At 39.4% G+C, this 21,046-nt stretch carries 17 protein-coding genes and 1 pseudogene; 13 read left to right on the top strand and 5 right to left on the bottom strand.

All coding sequences use genetic code 11. From position 1 onward, the window contains the following. Positions 1–28 precede the first annotated feature (28 nt). Positions 29–238: a small acid-soluble spore protein SspI gene (gene sspI / locus T479_RS16480; protein WP_024363844.1), complete on the bottom strand. Its 210-nt coding sequence runs from the start codon at positions 236–238 to the stop codon at positions 29–31. 236 nt (positions 239–474) lie between these two features. Between sspI and T479_RS16475 the strand changes: the two genes are divergently transcribed. Together T479_RS16475 and T479_RS16470 are read left to right on the top strand one after the other, a co-directional pair. Next, positions 475–999, top strand: coding sequence for a sigma-70 family RNA polymerase sigma factor (locus T479_RS16475; protein ID WP_025220278.1), 525 nt, complete (start codon positions 475–477; stop codon positions 997–999). Positions 1,000–1,211: 212 nt separating this feature from the next. Further along, positions 1,212–3,371: a bifunctional diguanylate cyclase/phosphodiesterase gene (locus T479_RS16470; protein WP_025220277.1), complete on the top strand. Its 2,160-nt coding sequence runs from the start codon at positions 1,212–1,214 to the stop codon at positions 3,369–3,371. Positions 3,372–3,475: 104 nt separating this feature from the next. Here T479_RS16470 and T479_RS16465 read toward each other — a convergent pair whose 3' ends face one another. The 3 genes and pseudogenes from T479_RS16465 to T479_RS16460 form a co-directional block, all read right to left on the bottom strand. Beyond that, positions 3,476–3,667, bottom strand: a complete 192-nt coding sequence (locus T479_RS16465) for an H-type small acid-soluble spore protein (protein WP_024363847.1) — start codon at positions 3,665–3,667, stop codon at positions 3,476–3,478. Between the two features lie 12 nt (positions 3,668–3,679). Continuing rightward, a complete protein-coding gene (locus tag T479_RS23590; protein WP_105928897.1) occupies positions 3,680–3,838 on the bottom strand; it encodes a YfhD family protein in 159 nt (52 codons plus the stop codon). Between the two features lie 173 nt (positions 3,839–4,011). Next, positions 4,012–5,419, bottom strand: a pseudogene (locus T479_RS16460) (LysM peptidoglycan-binding domain-containing protein). A gap of 174 nt (positions 5,420–5,593) precedes the next feature. On the opposite strand from T479_RS16460, the gene T479_RS16455 reads away from it, so the two are divergent. The 6 genes from T479_RS16455 to pheT all read left to right on the top strand — a co-directional run bounded on the left by T479_RS16455 (position 5,594) and on the right by pheT (position 13,925). Further along, positions 5,594–6,943: an FAD-binding oxidoreductase gene (locus T479_RS16455; RefSeq protein WP_025220276.1), complete on the top strand. Its 1,350-nt coding sequence runs from the start codon at positions 5,594–5,596 to the stop codon at positions 6,941–6,943. A 360-nt stretch (positions 6,944–7,303) separates the two neighbouring features. Then, positions 7,304–8,098, top strand: coding sequence for an alpha/beta fold hydrolase (locus T479_RS16450; protein WP_024363850.1), 795 nt, complete (start codon positions 7,304–7,306; stop codon positions 8,096–8,098). Between the two features lie 27 nt (positions 8,099–8,125). Further along, positions 8,126–9,094 carry a sensor domain-containing diguanylate cyclase gene (locus T479_RS16445; protein ID WP_038509874.1) on the top strand — a complete coding sequence of 323 codons (969 nt, stop codon included), beginning with the start codon at positions 8,126–8,128 and terminating at the stop codon, positions 9,092–9,094. A 112-nt stretch (positions 9,095–9,206) separates the two neighbouring features. Next, complete coding sequence (locus T479_RS16440; RefSeq protein WP_025220275.1) at positions 9,207–9,971, top strand: TrmH family RNA methyltransferase; 765 nt, start codon at positions 9,207–9,209, stop codon at positions 9,969–9,971. A gap of 486 nt (positions 9,972–10,457) precedes the next feature. Beyond that, on the top strand, positions 10,458–11,495 hold the full coding sequence (gene pheS / locus T479_RS16435; RefSeq protein WP_024363852.1) for a phenylalanine--tRNA ligase subunit alpha: 1,038 nt from the start codon (positions 10,458–10,460) through the stop codon (positions 11,493–11,495). A gap of 12 nt (positions 11,496–11,507) precedes the next feature. Next, positions 11,508–13,925 carry a phenylalanine--tRNA ligase subunit beta gene (pheT, locus tag T479_RS16430; protein ID WP_025220274.1) on the top strand — a complete coding sequence of 806 codons (2,418 nt, stop codon included), beginning with the start codon at positions 11,508–11,510 and terminating at the stop codon, positions 13,923–13,925. A 293-nt stretch (positions 13,926–14,218) separates the two neighbouring features. Here the strand turns inward: pheT and rnhC are convergent, their stop codons facing one another. Beyond that, complete coding sequence (gene rnhC / locus T479_RS16425) at positions 14,219–15,145, bottom strand: ribonuclease HIII (RefSeq protein ID WP_024363854.1); 927 nt, start codon at positions 15,143–15,145, stop codon at positions 14,219–14,221. A 135-nt stretch (positions 15,146–15,280) separates the two neighbouring features. Between rnhC and zapA the strand changes: the two genes are divergently transcribed. The 5 genes from zapA to T479_RS16400 all read left to right on the top strand — a co-directional run bounded on the left by zapA (position 15,281) and on the right by T479_RS16400 (position 20,881). Beyond that, positions 15,281–15,541, top strand: a complete 261-nt coding sequence (gene zapA, locus T479_RS16420; protein WP_024363855.1) for a cell division protein ZapA — start codon at positions 15,281–15,283, stop codon at positions 15,539–15,541. Between the two features lie 5 nt (positions 15,542–15,546). Next, positions 15,547–16,092 (top strand): CvpA family protein, encoded by a 546-nt coding sequence (locus tag T479_RS16415; RefSeq protein ID WP_024363856.1) that lies wholly within the window; start codon positions 15,547–15,549, stop codon positions 16,090–16,092. Between the two features lie 259 nt (positions 16,093–16,351). Further along, on the top strand, positions 16,352–18,061 hold the full coding sequence (polX, locus tag T479_RS16410) for a DNA polymerase/3'-5' exonuclease PolX (RefSeq protein ID WP_025220273.1): 1,710 nt from the start codon (positions 16,352–16,354) through the stop codon (positions 18,059–18,061). An 18-nt stretch (positions 18,062–18,079) separates the two neighbouring features. Beyond that, on the top strand, positions 18,080–20,446 hold the full coding sequence (locus tag T479_RS16405; RefSeq protein ID WP_025220272.1) for an endonuclease MutS2: 2,367 nt from the start codon (positions 18,080–18,082) through the stop codon (positions 20,444–20,446). A 21-nt stretch (positions 20,447–20,467) separates the two neighbouring features. Then, a complete protein-coding gene (locus tag T479_RS16400; protein ID WP_010860124.1) occupies positions 20,468–20,881 on the top strand; it encodes a DUF350 domain-containing protein in 414 nt (137 codons plus the stop codon). Positions 20,882–21,046 lie beyond the last annotated feature (165 nt).

The raw sequence follows: 21,046 nt of genomic DNA, 5'->3' as shown, positions 1-21,046 counted from the left end.
GGAATTGGAATGAAGTGTTCATAAAAAATCAGTGTGCAAATACTTTTTCAAGCTTTTGAACGAATGCATCTTGTTCTTCAGCAGTTGATTGTTGCCACCATTTTTCGAAAAATACACCAAGCCCAGGTAGTAGATGCTCCTCACCACGTGAAATAGCATCTTGCACTATATCCTTAAATTCTGCTGCGGATTGCCCATGTACGTTTGCTGAAATGGCATCTCTTATTTGAAAATTCATCTATTTCGCCTCCTTAGTCATAATGTGTCCAGCGAAAAAAGAAATATGTATTAAATGAAGGTAAAACATATGATTTGTTTAAATACTTCTTATTATTTGTGCTAAATTAAGGCGATTTTTTAAAAGTTTCGTTGATGATTTTTTATAAAAGCGTTTGTCGACGATTTGGTAGACGCACGTTAAGCTAGTATCACCTAGGAATAATGGACTGTGCACAAGTCGTTAGGAAAGTAATAGTGTCACAAGACAAGTACAAACAACTTCTTTCGCCACAACAGCCATTTGAGGAAATATTAGAATTAGTCCAACCGATGATTACTTCTATTTTATTAAAGTGCCATATTTACAAAGACTTTGCGTATTATCGCCATATTGCAGCAATTGCTGTGTGGAAAGCTTATCAAAAGGCCAATCCATCGAACGGGCAGTTTTCTGCATATATTTATTCAACTGTTAAAGGGGAAATTTTGAAAGAACTGACAAAGAATAAACAATTCCAAGACAACGTGACATTTGTAGCTGACGACAAATTAAACAGTATAAGATGTCAGAAGGAACAGATTAACCGACTAGAGGCTTGTTTATTAGTAGATACAATCATGGGTAATTTAAAAGAGGTAGACCGAAAGATACTGCAACTTTATTACCTAGAAGGCTATACGTATGATGAAATAGCTAAAGAACTATCTCTGTCTGTTGCTGCAGTCAAAAAGAGACGCACAAGACTGATATATAAGCTCCGTAGTCTCTACCATCGATAAAGAAATTACTACAAAAAGATAGTAAAAGTATGCTAATATCAAAATAAATTGAATATTAGCATACTTTCGCTTGATGCATACAAAGTCTAATAAAAGTGCTATGATTTGTAAGAAGTCTAAGATATATACAATTTCAATGTCGTTACTATGAATTAATGGGTATATATACCCGTCTATTTAAAATGAGTATAACTTGGTATGGAGGGTTAGTATTGGAAAACGCGCGTAATAATATAGTTATAGACAAAAAGGAGCTTGGATTTAGTGCGATACCGTTGCTACTATTACTACCACTAATCGTTTTTAACCATCAGCTTTTTGCTATTTTTGAGGGTAGCTTTGTTTATTTAAGTTTAATCATGAAAATTTTTATCGTTGTATTTACTATGACCATTGCTATTCATTCATGGTTAATCTTTTCACAGCTATTATCAAATCAAACATTATACATAGGTAGTATATTTTTTGTTGTTGCTTTGTTAGAAATTGCGAACATTGTCTTAGCAGTTTCTCAAAGCCTAGACATAATGTTACTAAGCGTTTGGATACAGATTTTCATGCGCTTTGCTTTAATAATTGGTGTATTACTAATGATTGTAAAGCCTAGAAAAAAGTTAACGTTGGCACATCGTAGGATTGCTTATGGCATTGCGGTTTTATCTGTTGCACTGGTACTCATCATGTTGTATAAGGCACAGCCTTTTATTGATGATAGCCCATTAGTGACAACAATACAAAATAGCGCGCAATTATTGACTGCGGTTTTACAAGGTGTTTCAATCTATTCTTTAAGCAAGCATTATAAGGAGGCACCAAAACAAACTGGATGGCTAATGAGTGGGTCTGCTTATTTGATTTTGAGTGATTTGTTATTTGTTTGTAGCTATAACTTCAGTGGTATTTGGATGTTCGCTGCACTCTTTTATCAATTTTTTGCGTATTATATTTTTCTAAAGGCAATTTACTATACGTCAGTTGAAAAGCCCTATCAACAGCTATTAAAAATTAAGCTAGACTTGGAACAATCGCAACAGGAGCTAACTTTTCAAGCTTATCATGATGATATTACCCAACTTCCGAATGAGCGTCTTCTTTTAAAAACATTAAAGGAGAAGCTACATAAGGATGGTAGGCAACAACAGGCCATTATCTCCATTGAAATTGATCGTCTAGCAACTATTAGTGACTCCTTAGGCATTAGTTATTCCAATAAGATGATGAAACTTGTAGCTGAAAGAATTCAAGCGATGCTACCACCCCATTATTTTGCCACAAAGTTACGGGAGAGCCAGTTTGTCATTTTTATTCATCATGTACAAACAAAAGAAGAATTGATCCAGTTTTGTTTGAATTTAAAAAACGTTATGAATCAGCCGCTGCAAGTACAACTTTTTTCATTAAAAGGCAATGTCAATATTGGCATTGCATTCAATGACGCCAATTGTACGGCTGAACAATTATTGACGCATGCACAGCTAGCGATGCGTGAAGCGAGTCAATTACCGCAACGACTTCTTTTTTACCAACAGCATATGTCAACCGGTGTGGCAGATCGTATTTTACTAGAGCAGGAGTTACATAGGGCGCTCGAGCGACAGGAGTTTTATTTGGTTTATCAGCCACAAATTAACTTGAAAACAGGAAAAATAGAATCAGTCGAGGCGCTAGTGCGCTGGCGTCACCCAGAGCGTGGACTTGTCCCACCTGATACGTTTATCGAGATAGCAGAAGAGTCAGGGCTTATTATTCCTCTGGGAAAATGGATTCTTGAAACAGCATGCTTGCAAGTAAAAGCATGGGAAGCGCAAGGTTTGCCGCCAATGAAAGTTGCTGTTAATTTATCTCTTGGCCAATTATTTCAGCAAGATTTAGTACAAATGGTGAGAGAGATTTTACAACGAAGTAAGTTGGAACCAAGCTATCTTCAATTGGAAATTACAGAAAGTATGACAATGAATATAGATCAAATGACGCAGCTTTTACATGAATTAAAAGCACTAGGGATTCAAATAGCTGTCGATGATTTTGGGACAGGTTACTCGTCTTTGTCGTATTTAAAAGATTTTCCAATCGACTGTTTAAAAATTGATCGTGCTTTCGTACATAATATTCAACATGACCCAAATGATGAAGCGCTTGTATCCATGATCCTTTCAATGGCAAAGCATTTACGTTTAAAAGTTGTCGCTGAGGGGATAGAGGAAATTGCACAACTTGCTTTCCTTGTTGCAGGGGATTGCGATTATATACAAGGTTATTTATTTAGTAAGCCTATTTCAGCTGAACAGCTTGCAACAACGTTTAATGACTTACATATGCATGCAAATGATATTTTAGAGCGTTTTAAATACGGGGAAGAATACAGCATTTAAAAAGATAGTAAATGAAAATGGTAAATCCGCTTTGACTTAATTAGGCTGCAACAAGGTTGCATCTAATTAAGTACAATGCGGATTTTTGGGGAGTCCTTATTTTTTTAATGAACGAGGTATTCTTCTTTCAGTTCTGAAATATTGACTTCAGAGCGTTCTTCTAGCGAGCGTCGTAAATGAACAGTGGCTGTTTTGCGATCATCATGTAGCTTGTCAATCCATATCGAAACGCCATTGTAGCTCACTTCATATTCCGATGGAGAGGCAACAATTTCTTGTGCGCGTTGATACTCCAATTGAATACCCCCTTATTTTTTTTGCTTGTTTTTCGTCACAGCATTAATAAGTTCTGTGAATTCTTGGGAAAACTCTTCTTTTACTTTATCAGGTGCGATTTTTTGGTTTTTTGGTGTCTGTGGTAATGAGCCTTTATTTTGGCTTTTCCCTTGTTTATTATCTCTTCCCATGTGTGCTGTCTCCTTTCAGTTTTGATATTTCTTAATATGGCTTTCAAGTGCTATTTTTATCATGGGAAATACTAGGGAAACGTAAGAAATTCATGAAGGAATGTCAAAAGGTTTGGCAAAGATTCATAAAAGCTTATGAAAGATAGCGTTTCGGGAAATTCTAGTAGTAGTCCTTATTTTTTTATAGAGAAATCATTTTCTAATAGTGCCCAATTTTGAGGGAATGGAAAACCTAAAGCCCAATAGCTCACACCACGAAGATGATACTGCTTGAGTAGATCGAATTTAGCTTGTGCGCTTCTGGCGTCTTCAAACCAAACCTCATGATTTCTTCCTTGCTGATCAACGTAGCGGAAAAATGGTGATTGTGTAGTGCGATCATATTGAATAGTAGCGCCAAATTGTTTGGCTCTTCTAATGGCCTCTTGCGGGCTAAAGGTTTCTGCTTCTTGCCCTTTGACATGAGGAACTAGCCAATCTCGCGCATAAATTTGAAAGCCTAAAAAAATTTTATTAGCGGGTATTACTGTTAGAGCGTATTCTACAACTTTCTTTATTTCATTGATGGGCGAAATGGCCTGTGGAGGTCCAAGGCGATAGCCCCATTCATAGGTCATTAACACAACAAAATCCACAATTTTGCCATGAGCCTCATAATCAAATGCTTCATATGTTGACCCTGCTGGAGAAGACCTTGTTTTTGGAGCAAGTGCAGTTGATACTAAATAACCTTGCGGGTGCAGACGATCAACGGCTAATTGAAGGAATTGGTTGTATAGTTCTCGGTCTGTTGGTAGAACGTTTTCAAAGTCTATGTTTAACACTTTATAGCCTTTATCCTGCATCACATGTAAGATAGTATCCATCACTTTTACACGTAACTGTTCGTTAGATAAAATAATATGGGCTAAGTTGGAGCCGCTTTCTGTAGACGTAAAATTTGTAATAGTTAGCATTGGTAGGATGTTTTGCGATTGTGCTTCGTCAATCATTGCTTGATCATTAATCGGTTGTAATGTACCGTCTTCCTCTATCATATAAGCAAACGGGCTAAAAAAAGTGAGAAGATGACCGATTGCATGCAATGACTGAACAGCTTCTTCAGGCGGTTGATACGTATAAGCATTAACTTCAATAGTAGGCTTGGCTCTAGGAATAACTAACTGTGAACCGACATAAATCATATTTGGGTTTGTTATGCTATTTTTCTTCTACAATCGCTTGAACAGTTGTACCATAGTTGCTAGCGATTTGTGATAATGTTTCGCCAGCTTGTACAGTATGTGTAATGGGCGGAATAATCAGTTTTGTTCCAGGTGTTAAAACATCTGGATTCGTAAGGTGATTCATATGAATAATTGATTGCATTGATATGTTATATTGTTTGGCAATCGTCGATAATGTTTCACCTTTTTTGACGATATGCGTTGTGTAAGCAGAAGGAATAACGAGTGATTGTCCGATTATTAATTGATTTGGGTTAGGTAACGCATTTAAATGAGTAATTGCTTGCAGTGGCGCAGCATAACGGTTTGCAATGTGCCATAATGTTTCACCCGCACTAACTACATGTATTAACATTGTTCTCCCCCTAATAGGTTTTGTTAATGCATCATATGAAACAAAATGGATAGCTGATGATGAAATGCCATGTTATTTTTCATTCTTTCCCATTTTAAAATGCATATTTTTTCCTCATTAAATATACATAGTATAGTACATGCACATTGCATTATTGGAGAAAGGGGCTGTATGTTGAAGAAAGTAAAGCTCACAGGAAGAATTGTTAGTCCAGGTGATCCAGATTACGATGAAGCGAGGACAAATAATAACTTAAGTTTGCCAAAATTCCCGAGTAAAATTGTCTTTTGCCAAAGGACAAAAGATGTCGTGAACGCTTTAAGATGGGTTAGGGAAAATAATGAGGACTTCCGAATAAGGAGTGGGCGTCATAGTTATGAAAATTATTCCTTAATCAATCACGGTCTAGTCATTGATGTGAGTGAAATGAACGACATAACCATTAATTTAGATTATGGAACTGCTCGCATTGAGGCGGGTGCGAACTTAGGGCAAGTATACCGTACATTATGGGAACATGGTATGACAATTCCAGGAGGAACTGAAAGTAGTGTAGGAATTGTGGGTTTAACGCTTGGTGGAGGTATCGGTATGCTTTCTCGTCCTTTTGGGCTTACTTGCGATCAATTAATGGAAATTGAAATGGTTGGAGCGAGTGGCCATCAAGGAGCGGAGCTGATTCGAGCAAATCGGCAGATGAATAGTGATTTATTTTGGGCTAGCTGTGGTGGCGGTGGGGGGAATTTCGGAGTTGTTACAGCACTTACATTTAAGTTACATCCTATAGCGAAAGTGTCTCTTTTCCATATTTCATGGGACTGGGATGATTTTGAGATTGCTTTTGATGCATGGCAAAAATGGGCGCCTTTTACAGATGAACGTTTAACCTCACAAATAGAGTTAAAAGCAAAGGAAGTGGGGGAAGTTGTTGTGCAAGGTATATTTGTTGGCGCACCATCAGAATTAAAAAAGCTGTTACGACCATTAAGAAAAAGCGGGTCACCAACGGATCTATGGATAAAAGAAGTGCCTTATATGAAAGCAGTTCGATTTTTTGATGTTCCGAGTGGTAACCAGCCGGCACTCCGTAAAAGATCAGGTTCCTTTATTGAAAAACCATTTCCGCATGCTGCCATCTTGACTATGAAGCAATTTTTAGCAAATGCACCTAACAGAAATGCGAGCATCTGGCACCAATCGCTTAGAGGTGCTGTTAGCCACATTGCACCAAACCGTACTGCCTATTACTATCGCGATGCTCTTATTGCCCAAGAGTACATCACTTCATGGGAACAAACTCAAGATGAAAAGGAAAATATTCAGTGGGTGGAAGATGTAAGAAGGACATTATCCCCGTTTACAATGGGGGATTATGTGAACTTTCCAGATCAATCGATTGAAAACTGGCCAACTGCATACTATGGACGTAATTTCAGACGGTTGAGAGAAGTGAAAACCAAATACGATCCATTCAATGTATTTCGATTCCAGCAAAGTATTCCTCCGATTCGAAAGTGGCTGTAGTTCCCTTATAAAGTAAAGTTGGAACCTAAGAGAAAAAGTGTTAGATTGAGCGCTTATAATCTAACACTTTTTTGCTATGTTTTAAAGATAAACAGGCGATTTCTCGGTAGCTTGCATGTCCTCCATTTTGTGCTGTTACACAGGGGTTGCCGTTGTAACTAGCTACTAATTTATACGCTTGTAAAAGCGCTATTTTTACAGCAAAAATGGAAAAACCCAGAGCCTTTGTTTCAAAATTATTAAAAAATTATGTCACAATGCCTTTTATTATTCATTTCATACTCGTTATTTCCCTTGATAATTATTGAATACATCGTCAAAATGGAGATATTACATATATTTCTAGAGGGAGTAAATGCGATGAAGGATGTAGTTGTACGCAATAATGTGAAAATAATCGGCAAAGGGAAGCAACCAATTTTATTTGCACATGGATTTGGTTGCGATCAAAATATGTGGCGTTATATTACACCTGCATTCGAGGAACACTATCAAATTATTTTATTTGATTATGTTGGTTCAGGTAATTCTGATTTTAATGCCTATCAATCTCAAAAATACCAGTCACTTCAGGGCTACAAGCAGGATGTTTTGGATATCATTGAGACACTTGAACTGCAACAGGTCATTTTTATTGGTCATTCTATTAGTTCAATGATTGGCTTACTAGCCTCCATTGAACGCCCAGATTATTTTGAAAAGCTAATCATGATTGGCCCTTCACCTCGTTATTTAAATGATAGAGATGGCTATGTTGGTGGATTTGAACTAAGTGACATTATGGAAATATTAGATATGATGGAAATGAACTTTTCGGGTTGGGCTAGTTTTCTAGCGCCTATTGCTATGAATAATCCCGAGTCTCCAAAATTTACAAATGAGCTTGAACAAACATTTAAATCAGCAGACCCAGTCATTGCAAGGGAGTTTGCGGAAGTTACTTTTTTATCGGATCATCGAAGTGACTTATCTAAGGCAAGTATTCCTATTTTAATCATGCAATGTTCGGATGATAGTATCGTTCCGATTGAAGTTGCAGAATATCTACATCAGCATTTAAAAGCTAGCACGTTGCGTTTAATGACAGCAAAAGGCCATTATCCACATATTAGCCATCCGCAAGAAACGATTGACTTAATTACACAATTTCTTTAATGGAAAATGAAAGGATTATTATCAGAAATGGATAAACGATTGAACTATGCACCTTGTGGATTTATTGCCATTACACTTGATGGCATCATGATTGAGGTGAATCAGACCTTTCTGCAGTGGATGGGTTATGAACGGGTGGATATATTACACCAGCATATTGAAATTCTAATGTCCAAGCCTAACAAAATGATTTTTCATTCATTTTTTTACCCGACCATTAATTTGTACGATTATGTGGAAGAATTATTCATCAGTTTAAAGCATGACAATGGTACAGCCATTCCTTTTCTGTTGAACGGTCGGAAGTATGCGGTGGGAGAGGTTGAATGTATTGATTGCGTTTTAGTGCCGATGAAAAAGCGCATTGATTATGAATTAGAATTACGTGCGGCTAAAAAGCAACTAGAGGCGGCTTATTTAGAAAAGGATCAAGCATTAGCAAAATTAAAGCAAATCCATTTGGCAATTGAGCACAAACAAGAAGAGTTACTATCTATGAATGCCACGCTTGTAGAACTTTCCATTACGGATAAGCTAACAGGTTTGAAAAACAGAAGATTTTTTCAAGAAAAGCTTGAAGAACAGCTTGCTATGTTCAGGAAATCGGCGATCCCTTTCTCACTATTAATTTTGGATATCGATCATTTTAAAAGGGTCAATGATACATTTGGACATCAAGTAGGAGATGAGGTGCTTGCCCAATTGGCACAAATTTTAGATGCACAAGCTCGTCCAAGCGATGTAGTAGCGCGCTATGGTGGGGAAGAATTTGTCATCATTTTACCTGATACCAGTGTCGATGATTGTTGGACTATTGCTGAACAACTTCGTCAAACGGTTGAGCAGGCTCAATGGCAGACAGGAAGAATTACGATAAGTATCGGCATTGCCACAGCAACCGAGAACGATTCCGATGCGACGATTTTGAAAAAGGCGGATCAGGCTTTATATACTTCGAAAGAGAACGGAAGAAACAAAGTGAGTTTGTTTGAGTGACTGGCACGCAAACAATTCTGACAATTTACTGTGTTTTACTGGACTATGTAATTTGCGGTTTTCTACTGTATAATAATGAACAGTAAATAGGATAAAGGCGGTACAAACTACGATGAAAAGAATAGAATCTACGCAAAATGCGTTAGTGAAATATTGGAAAAAGCTAGCAACTACGCGAAAAGAGCGTGAACGTTCGGGTGAGTTTTTAGTGGAAGGCTTCCATTTAGTAGAAGAAGCGTTGAAAAACAAGAATCAAGTGTTACAGCTAATCGTGCGCGAGGGTGTTGATTTACCGTTGCTATGGCCAATCGACAATGTAGCAATGGTGGAAGTAACAGCAGCTGTAGCAAAAGAATTTGCGGAAACAGAGACCTCTCAAGGAGTTTTTGCAGTATGCAAACAGCTAGCGGTAGAAGAAGATGCAATGGCTTCTTGGCGCAAGGTACTTCTCATCGATGCTGTGCAAGACCCAGGTAATATTGGCACAATGATCCGAACAGCGGATGCGGCTGGTCTGGATGCAGTGATTTTAGGCAAAGGTTGTGCAGATTTATATAACCCAAAAACATTGCGTTCTGCCCAAGGGTCACATTTCCATATTCCCGTAATCCGCGGTGATTTGGAAGATTGGATTGATATGCTTCAGGACAATGGTGTACCTGTATTTGGGACAGCTCTTGATGAGGATGCAGTCGTGTATCATGAAATTCAGCATACTGGTGCATTTGCGATTATGATGGGTAATGAAGGCAGTGGCATTAATCCACAACTATTAGCGATGACAGATCAAAACATTATTATTCCCATTTTCGGACAAGCAGAATCGTTAAATGTCGCTGTTGCAACAGGTATTGTGTTATATGGCTTTGTTAAATAAAAATCGGTATATAATGGAAGGGAATAACGATAAACAAGTGTAAATCGTCGGTAAAGTAAACCTTCCAACAACGTCGATAGAACAATGCTAAAGTCAAGCTTGCACAGATGCCCCTTGATTTGAAGTGGTATCATATTGTATAATCACATTTAAAATGTAATTCTGTATAAGGAAATGCTTTGACCAGGAAGTAGTAAAGATTGTGAATGGACGACAGGGAGCGTAGGCCGGAGATTGAGAGCCAGCGCCGAACCAATGCAATTTTGAATTCATCCTGCGAGCAGCTACCGGGACCAGCAAGAAAAGATGCTGTAAAGGTAAGCCGGCTTCAATCGAGTCGTTATGGCAATGAAGTGATTGTGCGCACCAAAAGCGCGCAATAACTAGGGTGGTACCGCGAATATGTCCTCGTCCCTTTTTTGGGGGCGAGGTTTTTTTATGCCATTTGAGCAAGCGGGCATTTATATGATTAAGGAGGTTTTTTACATGGAAGAGCAATTAAAGCAGTTAGAACAAGAAGCGCTAGCAAAAATTGAAGCAGCAGCAAATTTAAAAGAATTAAATGATGTGCGTGTCGCTTATTTAGGGAAAAAGGGACCTATCACAGACTTGCTAAAAGGAATGGGGAAATTATCGGCTGAAGAACGTCCAAAAATGGGTGCTTTAGTAAATACAGTTCGTGAAAATGTTACAGCAGTGTTAGAAACAAAAGCGACTGTATTAGAAGAAGCGGCAATTGCCGAAAAATTAGCAAGTGAGTCGATTGATGTCACATTACCAGGGCGTGCTATTAAAGTAGGTAACCGTCATCCTTTAACACGCGTTATTGAAGAAATTGAAGATTTATTTGTCGGTATGGGTTATGAAATTGCAGAAGGCCCAGAAGTGGAAAAGGATTACTATAACTTTGAAGCGTTAAATTTACCAAAAGGTCACCCTGCACGTGATATGCAGGATTCATTCTATATTTCCGAGGAAATATTATTACGTACACATACGTCTCCAGTTCAGGCACGTACAATGGAAGCGAAAAAAGGCGAGTCAATTCGTATTATTTGTCCAGGGAAAGTATTCCGTCGTGATAATGATGATGCAACACACTCTCACCAATTTATGCAAATTGAAGGTTTAGTTATTGGTGAAAATATTCGTATGAGTGATCTGAAAGGGACATTAGATACACTAGCAAAAAAAATGTTCGGTGCTGACCGTGAAATTCGTTTGCGTCCAAGTTTCTTCCCATTCACAGAGCCGTCTGTTGAGATGGACATTTCTTGCTTCAAATGCGGTGGTGCAGGTTGTAACGTATGTAAAGGCACAGGCTGGATTGAGATTTTAGGTGCAGGTATGGTACATCCAAATGTACTTGAAATGGCTGGTTATGATCCGAAGAAAGTTTCTGGTTTCGCATTTGGTATTGGAGCAGAACGTATCGCTATGTTGAAATATGGCGTCGACGATATTCGTCATTTCTATACAAGTGACACACGTTTCTTATCACAATTCGAGCGAACAGAGGCGTAAGGGGGACTATAAATGTTAGTATCATTAGAATGGTTAAAAGATTATGTAAGTACAAAAGGCTTAGCGCCTGAAGAATTAGCAGAAAAAATTACTCGCTCAGGCATTGAAGTAGACGCAGTAATTGACCGTGCAAGCGGTATGGATAAAATTGTAGTCGGCTATGTTGTATCAAAAGAAAAGCACCCTGAAGCCGATAAATTAAATATTTGCCAAGTAGATGTTGGAGAAGAAGTGCCACAACAAATTATTTGTGGAGCGCCAAACGTGGATGCAGGTCAAAAAGTCATTGTTGCTCGCCCAGGTGCACATTTACCAGGTGGCATTAAAATTAAAAAAGCAAAACTACGTGGGCACGAATCGAACGGTATGATTTGTTCATTACAAGAGCTTGGTATTGAAGGGAAAGTAGTACCGAAAGCTTATGCAGAGGGCATTTATGTGTTACCAGCAGATGCAGAGGTGGGCGCTGATGCGCTAGCGCTTTTAGGTCTTCGTGATACAGTGCTTGAGCTTGGTTTAACACCAAACCGCTCAGATGCGCTTTCGATGTTAGGGGTAGCTTATGAGGTTGGTGCTATTCTATCAGAGGAAGTAAAGTACCCAGAAATCGCTTATAGCACATCTTCTGACAAAGCGGAGGATTTACTAAAGCTTCGTGTAGAAGACTTACAAGCGAACCCAATGTACGTAGCGAAAGTTGTAAAAAACGTTAAAATTGCAGAATCACCAATGTGGTTACAGCACCGTTTGATGGCAGCTGGCGTACGTCCTCACAATAATGTAGTCGATGTGACAAACTATATTTTAATGGAATATGGTCAACCACTTCATGCATTTGACTATGATAGCTTAGCAACAGGTGAAATTGTTGTGCGTAAAGCAACAGAAGGTGAAAAAATCACGACTTTAGATGACCAAGAGCGTACATTAAAGGCATCTGATTTAGTGATTACCAATGGCAAAGAGCCAGTGGCAATTGCAGGCGTAATGGGTGGAGCCAATTCGGAAGTAACAGCATCTACAACGACTGTTGTGATTGAATCTGCTTATTTCGATGGCTTAACAGTACGTCAAACTTCACGCAATTTAGGTCTTCGTTCAGATGCATCAGCTCGCTTTGAAAAAGGTGTTGACCCTAACCGTGTTGTGCCTGCAGCTGAACGTGCAGCAGCATTGCTTGCTGAATTAGCTGGCGGTGAAGTGTTAGAAGGCACTTGTATCGTAGATGAATTAGATAAAACACCAGTACGTGTTGTAGTCTCTCCGGATTTTATTAACGAACGTCTTGGCATGAAAATTTCATTAGAAGATATGCTTTCGATTTTAGAGCGTTTGAAATTCGGTGTAGAAGCAGCAAATGGCTTATTAATCATTGATGCACCAACACGTCGTCAAGATATTAAAATCGAGGAAGATATCGTTGAAGAGATTGCACGTTTATATGGCTACGATGAAATCCCTATGACTTTACCAGAAGGTGCCAACCAAGTTGGACAACTGACAGCGTATCAAGCAAATCGTCGCGTTGTACGTAACTTTATGGAAGGTGCGGGGCTTTATCAAGCAGTTACTTACTCATTAACGTCTGAGGCGTTATCACAACGCTTTGCACTAAAAGCGGAGCCCGTAACACGTTTATTAATGCCAATGAGTGAAGAACGTTCAACACTTCGTCAAAGCTTAATTCCACATTTAATCGAAGCGGCGGCATATAATGTAGCACGTAAAGCGGATAGCGTAGCATTATACGAGGTTGGTTCTGTCTTCCTTGGTCAAACAGCAGAGGGCTTACCGTTTGAGGAAGAGCATGTAGCAGCTGTGTTAACAGGTAAATGGTTAGATCATGCTTGGCAAGGTGAGAAAAAAGAAGTTGATTTCTTCGTCTTGAAAGGTATTATCGAGGGTGTTATTGGCAAGCTTGGTTTAACAGAGCGCATTACATTTGTGAAAGCAGAAGTAGCTGGCTTACATCCTGGTCGTACCGCTAGCATTTTATTAGATGGTGAACAAGTGGGTATTATCGGTGGTTTACATCCAGCGGAGCAAAAAGCATGGGGTGTAAAAGATACGTACGTGATGGAAATGAATCTAGTAGCATTACTACAAGCCAATGCAAGTGAAGCGCCACTTGGCTATAAACCGGTGCCTCGTTTCCCAGCGATGTCTCGTGATATCGCACTTGTTATGAATCGTGCAACAACAGCGGGTGAAGTAGTAACGGTTATTCGTTCGGCAGGAGTGAAACTGTTGAAGGATATTAAAGTGTTCGATGTTTATGAAGGTGAAAAAATGGAGGCAGGTAAAAAATCTGTTGCTTTCTCCCTCACATACTTCGATCCAGAACGCACGTTAACAGATGAAGAAGTTGTTGCTGCGCATAATAAAGTATTGAAAGCCATTGCTACAATTGAAGGAACAGAAGTACGTTAATTTATACTAATTAAAAGCTGTCTCGAATACGGAGACAGCCAGAATGTCGACAAAAGGCATCCAGAGGTTCGCTCTAGATACCTTTTGTCTTTTTTATATTATTGATGAGCATTACATGAAATAGCTTTGCAAATAGATTCACCTGATTGGAGCAAAGGGCTGGAGACTCCTGCGGGACAGCACAGCACATAAGACGCGGGCATTCCGCGCTTTTAGCGAGGGTTGCGGCTTACTGGCTGAGCGGAAAGCTTCCAGTCCGAAGCAGAAATCAACTTGCAGAAACCCCTATAAATCTATTTTAACTTCCGAGCTTTTTCGGTGTTCGCAAAATGCCATTTTGTAATGGAGCGTAAAAATTCCTCACCTTGTCCACGCCAAATACGTGCTGCTAAGGCATCAACCTTGCTAGATGCACCTTTTTGTAACGCCACGCCAGCAAGCTCACTGAGTCGATCCATTTCTTTTAAGAATGCTGCACGCGCCAAAATGGAAGCGGTGGCAACGGCAACATGTAATTGTTCTGCTTTTGTTGAAAATAGGACGCCATCTCGGACAATTTCACGCTCATTTTTTAAATAATTATAATACACCCCGCGTTCTGCAAACTGGTCAATTAAAATATGTGCAGGTTTTTCGGGCGCCATTTTTGCTAATGTATGTCCAAGTGCCTTATTATGCATCATCGCTTTCATTTTGCCTTGTGAATAGCCCTTTGCTTGTAAAGCATTATATTTTTCATTGCGCAATACGAGTACGCTATGAATACATGCCGCACGTAAATCAGGGGCAATTTTTCGCATATAGTCATCCGTCAGCATTTTAGAATCTTTCACGCCAAGTTCATTAATCAATTCTATTTTTGAAGAAGGAACGTAAACGGCTGCCACTGTTATCGGTCCGAAATAATCCCCAGTTCCTGTTTCGTCAGAGCCTAACACAGACATGGCGGCAAAACCTTCAGGAAGTGTATCTCCTTTTGCACCAACAGTTGAAGCCTTTTGCGTAGCTGATGCCCCAGAGGTTCCCCATCGTGCGGCTTCTCGCTCAGCACCGCCTCCTTGAAACATACATTTTCCTGATTTATACATCGTAATGGCTGTATCAGGCAGTTTTGCAGCGAACACAACACCAGGTGCTTTTCGCTCCACATAATAATTTGCGTAGTAGGACATTACCTCTTTTTGTGCAGTTGTTGAAATTAAAAGTACAATATTTGACATTAAACCGTTCCTTTCTATCCTCATTGTTCACAATTTTATACCTTTCATGGTATGATAATATATAGCTTTTTTGTATGGACGTTGCTCATAACGAATAACACCGTGAGCAAAAAGATTTTACTGGAGGGTGCGACTATGGAAAATCAAGAAAAGAATAAAATTTCTGTGGAAATATATGGTCATACATATAAAATGGTCGGCTCCGAATCCATTGGACATATGCGACTTGTCGCTTCTATTGTTGATGACCGTATGCGCGAAATGAATTTACATAATCCCTCACTTGATAGCACAAAGCTTGCCGTCCTTACAGCCGTAAATACGGTGCACGATTATTTACTCTTAAAAGAGCAAATAGAATTACTAGAAGAAGAATTGAAAAAATTAAAGGGTTGAAGTAAATGCTAGATTTAATTATATTAGTAGTTCTATTAGGTGGACTGCTAGTGGGGGCAAAACGTGGCTTCATTGTACAAATGATGCATATAGTTAGCTTTGTTGTTGCCCTAATTGTTGCGTATATTTATTATAAGCCATTAGCACAGAAATTTGTGTTTTGGGTGCCATATCCAGGTGTTACAGATTCGGGAAGCCTTGGAGTTGTCATTGACAGCTTAGATTTAGACCGAACATTTTATCGTGTCATTGCGTTTGCGGTTATTTTCTTTGCAGTAAAGATTGCCTTGCAAATTGTGGCATCCATCTTTGATTTCATTGCTTATTTACCAGTGTTAAGTACGGTCAACCGCTGGCTTGGTGCACTGCTTGGCATGATTGAGAATTATTTAATTTTATTTATTGTATTGTATGTTTTGGCATTAGTACCGATTGATTTTATTCAGAATTTAATGTCGAAGTCGTTCATATCAGGCCTTATTTTGGAACATACGCCGATCATTACAAAGATGTTCCAAAATTGGTGGTATATTTATCTCCATGCTTCCTAATAAAATTTGGCATCTACGCATGGAAAATTGAATGTAGTATTCACTCATTTGTCCGTAGAAATCTGCTAAATGGCGAAATTTCTGTTAAGGGCGTAGCTGTTTTGTGCACAAGCAGATTGTAAATTTTGTTGAATGTTGATTGCCTATCGCAATGTAAGCTAAAACAAAGTTGCGCAAAAGCCGTAATGAATAGGCAATAGTAAATGATGCACTTCTCTCGGACCAGAGGGAAGTGTTTTTACGATAGGGGGAATTCTAAATGAACAAAAAAACAATTATTCGTACGTTAGAAAAAATTGCATTATATATGGAGTTACAAGGTGAAAATCCGTTTAAAGTATCCGCATTCCGCAAAGCTGCAGCAGCATTAGAAGGTGATGAGCGCTCGCTTAGTGAGATGGAGGATGTAACAAAGCTTAAAGGAATCGGTAAAGGTACAGCCGCTGTTATTGAAGACTTAATCGAGACAGGTGAATCGAGTCTGCTTAAAGAATTACAAGATATTGTACCGAAAGGATTACTGCCATTACTGAAGTTACCAGGCTTAGGTGGCAAAAAGATTGCGAAGCTTCACCAAGAGCTAGGCATAGACTCTGCTGAAAGCTTACAAGCTGCATGTGAAGCGGGTAAAGTGCGCGAGCTAGCAGGCTTTGCCGCCAAAACAGAAGAAAAGATTTTAAAGGAACTAGCTAATTTTGCTAATCGTTCAGAACGTTTGCCAATTTGGCAGCTTGAGCCTGTCGTTTTACAAATTGAAGCACTTCTCGGTAGTATGGAGGAAGTGACGCGTTTTTCCGTAGCAGGCAGTTTCCGTCGTGCATCTGAAACAAGTAAAGATATTGATTTCATTGTTGTAACTGAAGCAATAGAGACAGTACGAGAAAAAATATTGAGTGCACTCGCTATTCAAGAGGTAGTGGCAGCAGGAGATACAAAAATTTCCGTTATTTTAGATTTAGATGATGCTGTAAGTGTTGATTTTCGATTAGTAAAGGATGTTGAGTATGCCACAGCCTTGCACCATTTTACAGGTTCAAAAGAACATAACGTTCGCATGCGCCAACTTGCCAAAACACGTGGGGAAAAAATTAGTGAGTATGGTGTAGAGCAAGCAGATGGTTCTGTGCTGACATTTGCAGACGAAGCGGCATTTTTTGCCCATTTTGATTTGCCATTTATCCCCCCTAGCTTACGAACAGGGTCAACAGAGTTTGACCGGCAAAGTGAAGTCAAGGATTTAGTTAAGCTAGAGGACATTGTCGCTGATTTGCATATGCATACAACATGGTCAGATGGCGCGTACTCTGTGGCTGAAATGGGTGAAGCGCTAATTTCCCGTGGTTATCAATATAGTGTTATTACCGATCACTCACAATATTTAAAAGTGGCGAATGGTTTGACACCTGCACGATTAGTGAAGCAACGAGCTGAAATTGACGCTTTTAACGAAGCGCATCCTGACTTTTATTTATATGCAGGCACAGAAATGGATATTTTACCAGATGGTTCGTTAGATTTTGATGATGAAGTACTGCGGAAATTGGATTTCGTGATTGCCTCCATTCATTCGAGTTTTACACAGTCACAGGATAAAATAATGGCGCGATTACATACCGCGATGCAAAATCCGTATGTACATATGATTGCTCATCCAACGGGGCGCATTATTGAAGACCGGGCTGGTTATAATCCAAATATCGCGCAGTTGATTGAATGGGCAAAGGAATATGGTAAAATTTTAGAGTTGAACGCCAATCCCTATCGTTTAGATTTATGCGTTGAGCATTTAGAAATGGCTGTTGCAGCAGGTGTACCAGTAGCGATTAATACCGATGCGCATGATATCGCGCATTTACGTTTTATGGATATTGGTGTGCGCTATGCAAATAGGGCATGGCTGAAAAAAGATATGATTGTCAATACATGGACGCGCGAACAGTTCGAGTCGTTCATTCGACGAAATAAATAGGTTGAGGAGGTGTTCTCAGTGATCGCAGACCGCGCATTGAAAACACTAGAATATGATAAGGTACGTCAACAAGTGGCTACATACTGTACTTCTTCAATCGGCAAATCAGCCATTGATGAACTTGTGCCACAAACAGACTTTGAAAAAGTCGTTCAGTTGTTAGAAGAAATGGATGAAGGGCTTTCCATTTTACGTGTAAAAGGCAATGTGCCAATGGGTGGTATTTTCGATGTACGACCAGCAGCAAGACGTGCCCAAATCGGAGGCATGCTTTCAGCGATGGAATTAATGGAAGTGTCTAGTACGATTCGAGCTAGCCGTATACTGCGTAATTTCTTAGAAGATTTAGAGTCAGATGAAATTATTGAAATCCCTCATTTTATCGCTAAAAAGGAAATGATGCCTGTATTAACAGGTTTACAGCATGAAATTAATAACTGTATTGATGATAATGGGGCTGTTTTAGATTCTGCAAGTCAAACGTTGCGCTCCATTCGCCAGTCTCTACGAGCAGAAGAGGCTAAAGTGCGTTCAAAGCTAGAGAGCTTAACACGAGGAAGTAATGCAGCCAAAATGCTTTCAGATGCAATTGTAACGATTCGTAACGACCGTTATGTGATTCCAGTTAAACAAGAATATCGCTATCACTATGGCGGCATTGTGCATGACCAATCATCGTCTGGTCAAACGTTATTTATCGAACCAGATTCAGTTGTACAAGCGAATAATGAAATACACCGTCTCAAAATGAAAGAGCAAGTTGAAATTGAGCGCATTTTGCTTGCTTTAAGTGCGATGGTTGAAGAAGTGGCACCTGATTTATTTAATTTAGTAAAACTATTAGGCGAGATTGACGTTATTTTGGCAAAGGGTAAATATGGTCAAGCCAATAAATGTACGATGCCTAAAATGAACAAGGATGGTTATATTCGACTTGTGCGCGCACGCCATCCGCTATTACCTATCGAAACGGCGGTTGCCAATGACATCGAATTTGGCAAAGATATTACGGCTATTGTAATTACAGGACCCAACACGGGTGGTAAAACCGTGACGTTAAAAACAGTGGGTCTTTGTACATTAATGGCACAAGCAGGCTTACCGGTGCCGGCATTAGACGGTTCAGAGCTAGCGGTATTTGAGCAACTTTTTGCTGATATTGGTGATGAGCAATCGATTGAACAATCGCTTTCAACATTTTCATCACATATGGTGAACATTGTCGACATTTTACAGCAATTTGATCACAAATCACTTGTGCTATTCGATGAATTAGGCGCCGGAACGGATCCACAAGAAGGGGCTGCCTTAGCGATTTCTATTTTAGATGAAGTACATGGTCGGGGCGCTCGTGTCATGGCTACGACGCACTATCCTGAATTAAAAGCATACGGCTATAATCGCCCTGGTGTTGCCAATGCAAGTGTGGAATTCGATATTGAAACGTTGAGTCCAACTTATCGCTTACTTATTGGTGTACCAGGTCGCTCCAATGCTTTTGAAATTTCTAGTCGTCTCGGTTTACCAGAGTCCATTATTGATCGTGCCAAAAACTTCACAGGAACGGATCGACATGAGGTGGAATCCATGATTGCGTCCTTAGAAGCAACACGACGCCAATCAGAGGACGATGCAGAGCGTTCCCATGATTTACTACTAGAGTCCGAAGCACTTCGTAAAGAGCTTCAGGACAAGCTTCAAGCTTACGAAGAACGCAAAGAAGCTCTTGACAAAAAAGCGAAGGAAAAAGCGCGCAAAATTGTCGAAGAAGCAAAACGAGAAGCAGAAACGATTATTTCAGAGCTTCGAGAAATGCGTAAAAACGCTGATCAAGTAGTGAAAGAGCATGAGCTGATTGAGGCGCGGAAACGATTGGAAGAAGCCACTCCGCTTGAGCATAACAAAGTATTGAAAAAAGCGGCTCAAGTCAAGGCGCGTGCACAAAACTTGGTTGTCGGTGATGAGGTAAAGGTGTTAAGCTATGGTCAACGAGGTACGTTGCTTGAAAAAGTATCTGATGTTGAATGGGTTGTACAAATGGGCATTTTAAAGATGAAAATTGCCGATACCGATCTTGAATACATTAAACCAGAGAAAGCGCCTATACAACGAGTTGCTGGTGTGAAAAATCGAGATAGCCATGTGAAATTAGAGTTAGATTTACGTGGGGAGCGCTATGAGGATGCATTAATACGCACTGAAAAATATATAGATGATGCGCTACTTGCAAACTATGGTCGAGTGTCGATTATCCACGGTGTTGGGACCGGAGCATTACGTCAGGGCATTCAAAGTTACCTGAAAAAACATAAGCGGGTGAAATCCTTCCGTTTTGGAGAAGCAGGCGAAGGTGGATTTGGCGTCACTGTTGTGGAATTGAAATAAGCTGTAAAGGGGACGGAGAAAATGCTAAATTCTAGCTTTTGGCGATATCCAATTATCGAAACGGCAGGATATTTTAGTGTTGTTGTGTTATGTTTAGTCGTCTCGATGGCATTGTTCGAAGTCGTTACGAAATATAAAAACTGGGAAGAAATAAAAAATGGTAATGTAGCTGTGGCGCTTGCAACGGGCGGTAAAATATTAGGGATTTGTAATATTTTTCGTTATTCGATTGCTCGCCATAGCACGCTTAGTGAAATGATTGGTTGGGGACTATTTGGCTTCACGTTACTAATTGTGGCATATTTCTTATTTGAATTTATGACCCCTCGTTTTAACGTAGATCAAGAAATTGCTAACGACAATCGCTCAGTTGGCTTTATTTCCTTTACGATTTCAGTCGGTTTATCGTTTGTTATTGGGGCAAGTATTGCATAGGAGTGTTATAGGATGGAAAAATTAGCGAAAGTTCTAATCGTAGTCTGTATCGCATTTTTGGCAGTCGGTGTCTACTATATGTTGACCGTATAATGATACGAGAGATTTAACTGTAGGTAAACTTGGATTTCTAAGTTTATCTACAGTTTTTTTGTTTAGAAATCT

The sequence above is a fragment of the Lysinibacillus sphaericus genome (assembly GCF_000600105.1).
GTDB classification, from domain to species: domain Bacteria; phylum Bacillota; class Bacilli; order Bacillales_A; family Planococcaceae; genus Lysinibacillus; species Lysinibacillus sphaericus.
Note: the sequence above shows the minus strand (reverse complement) of the source record. Positions and strands in the feature narration are given on the sequence as shown.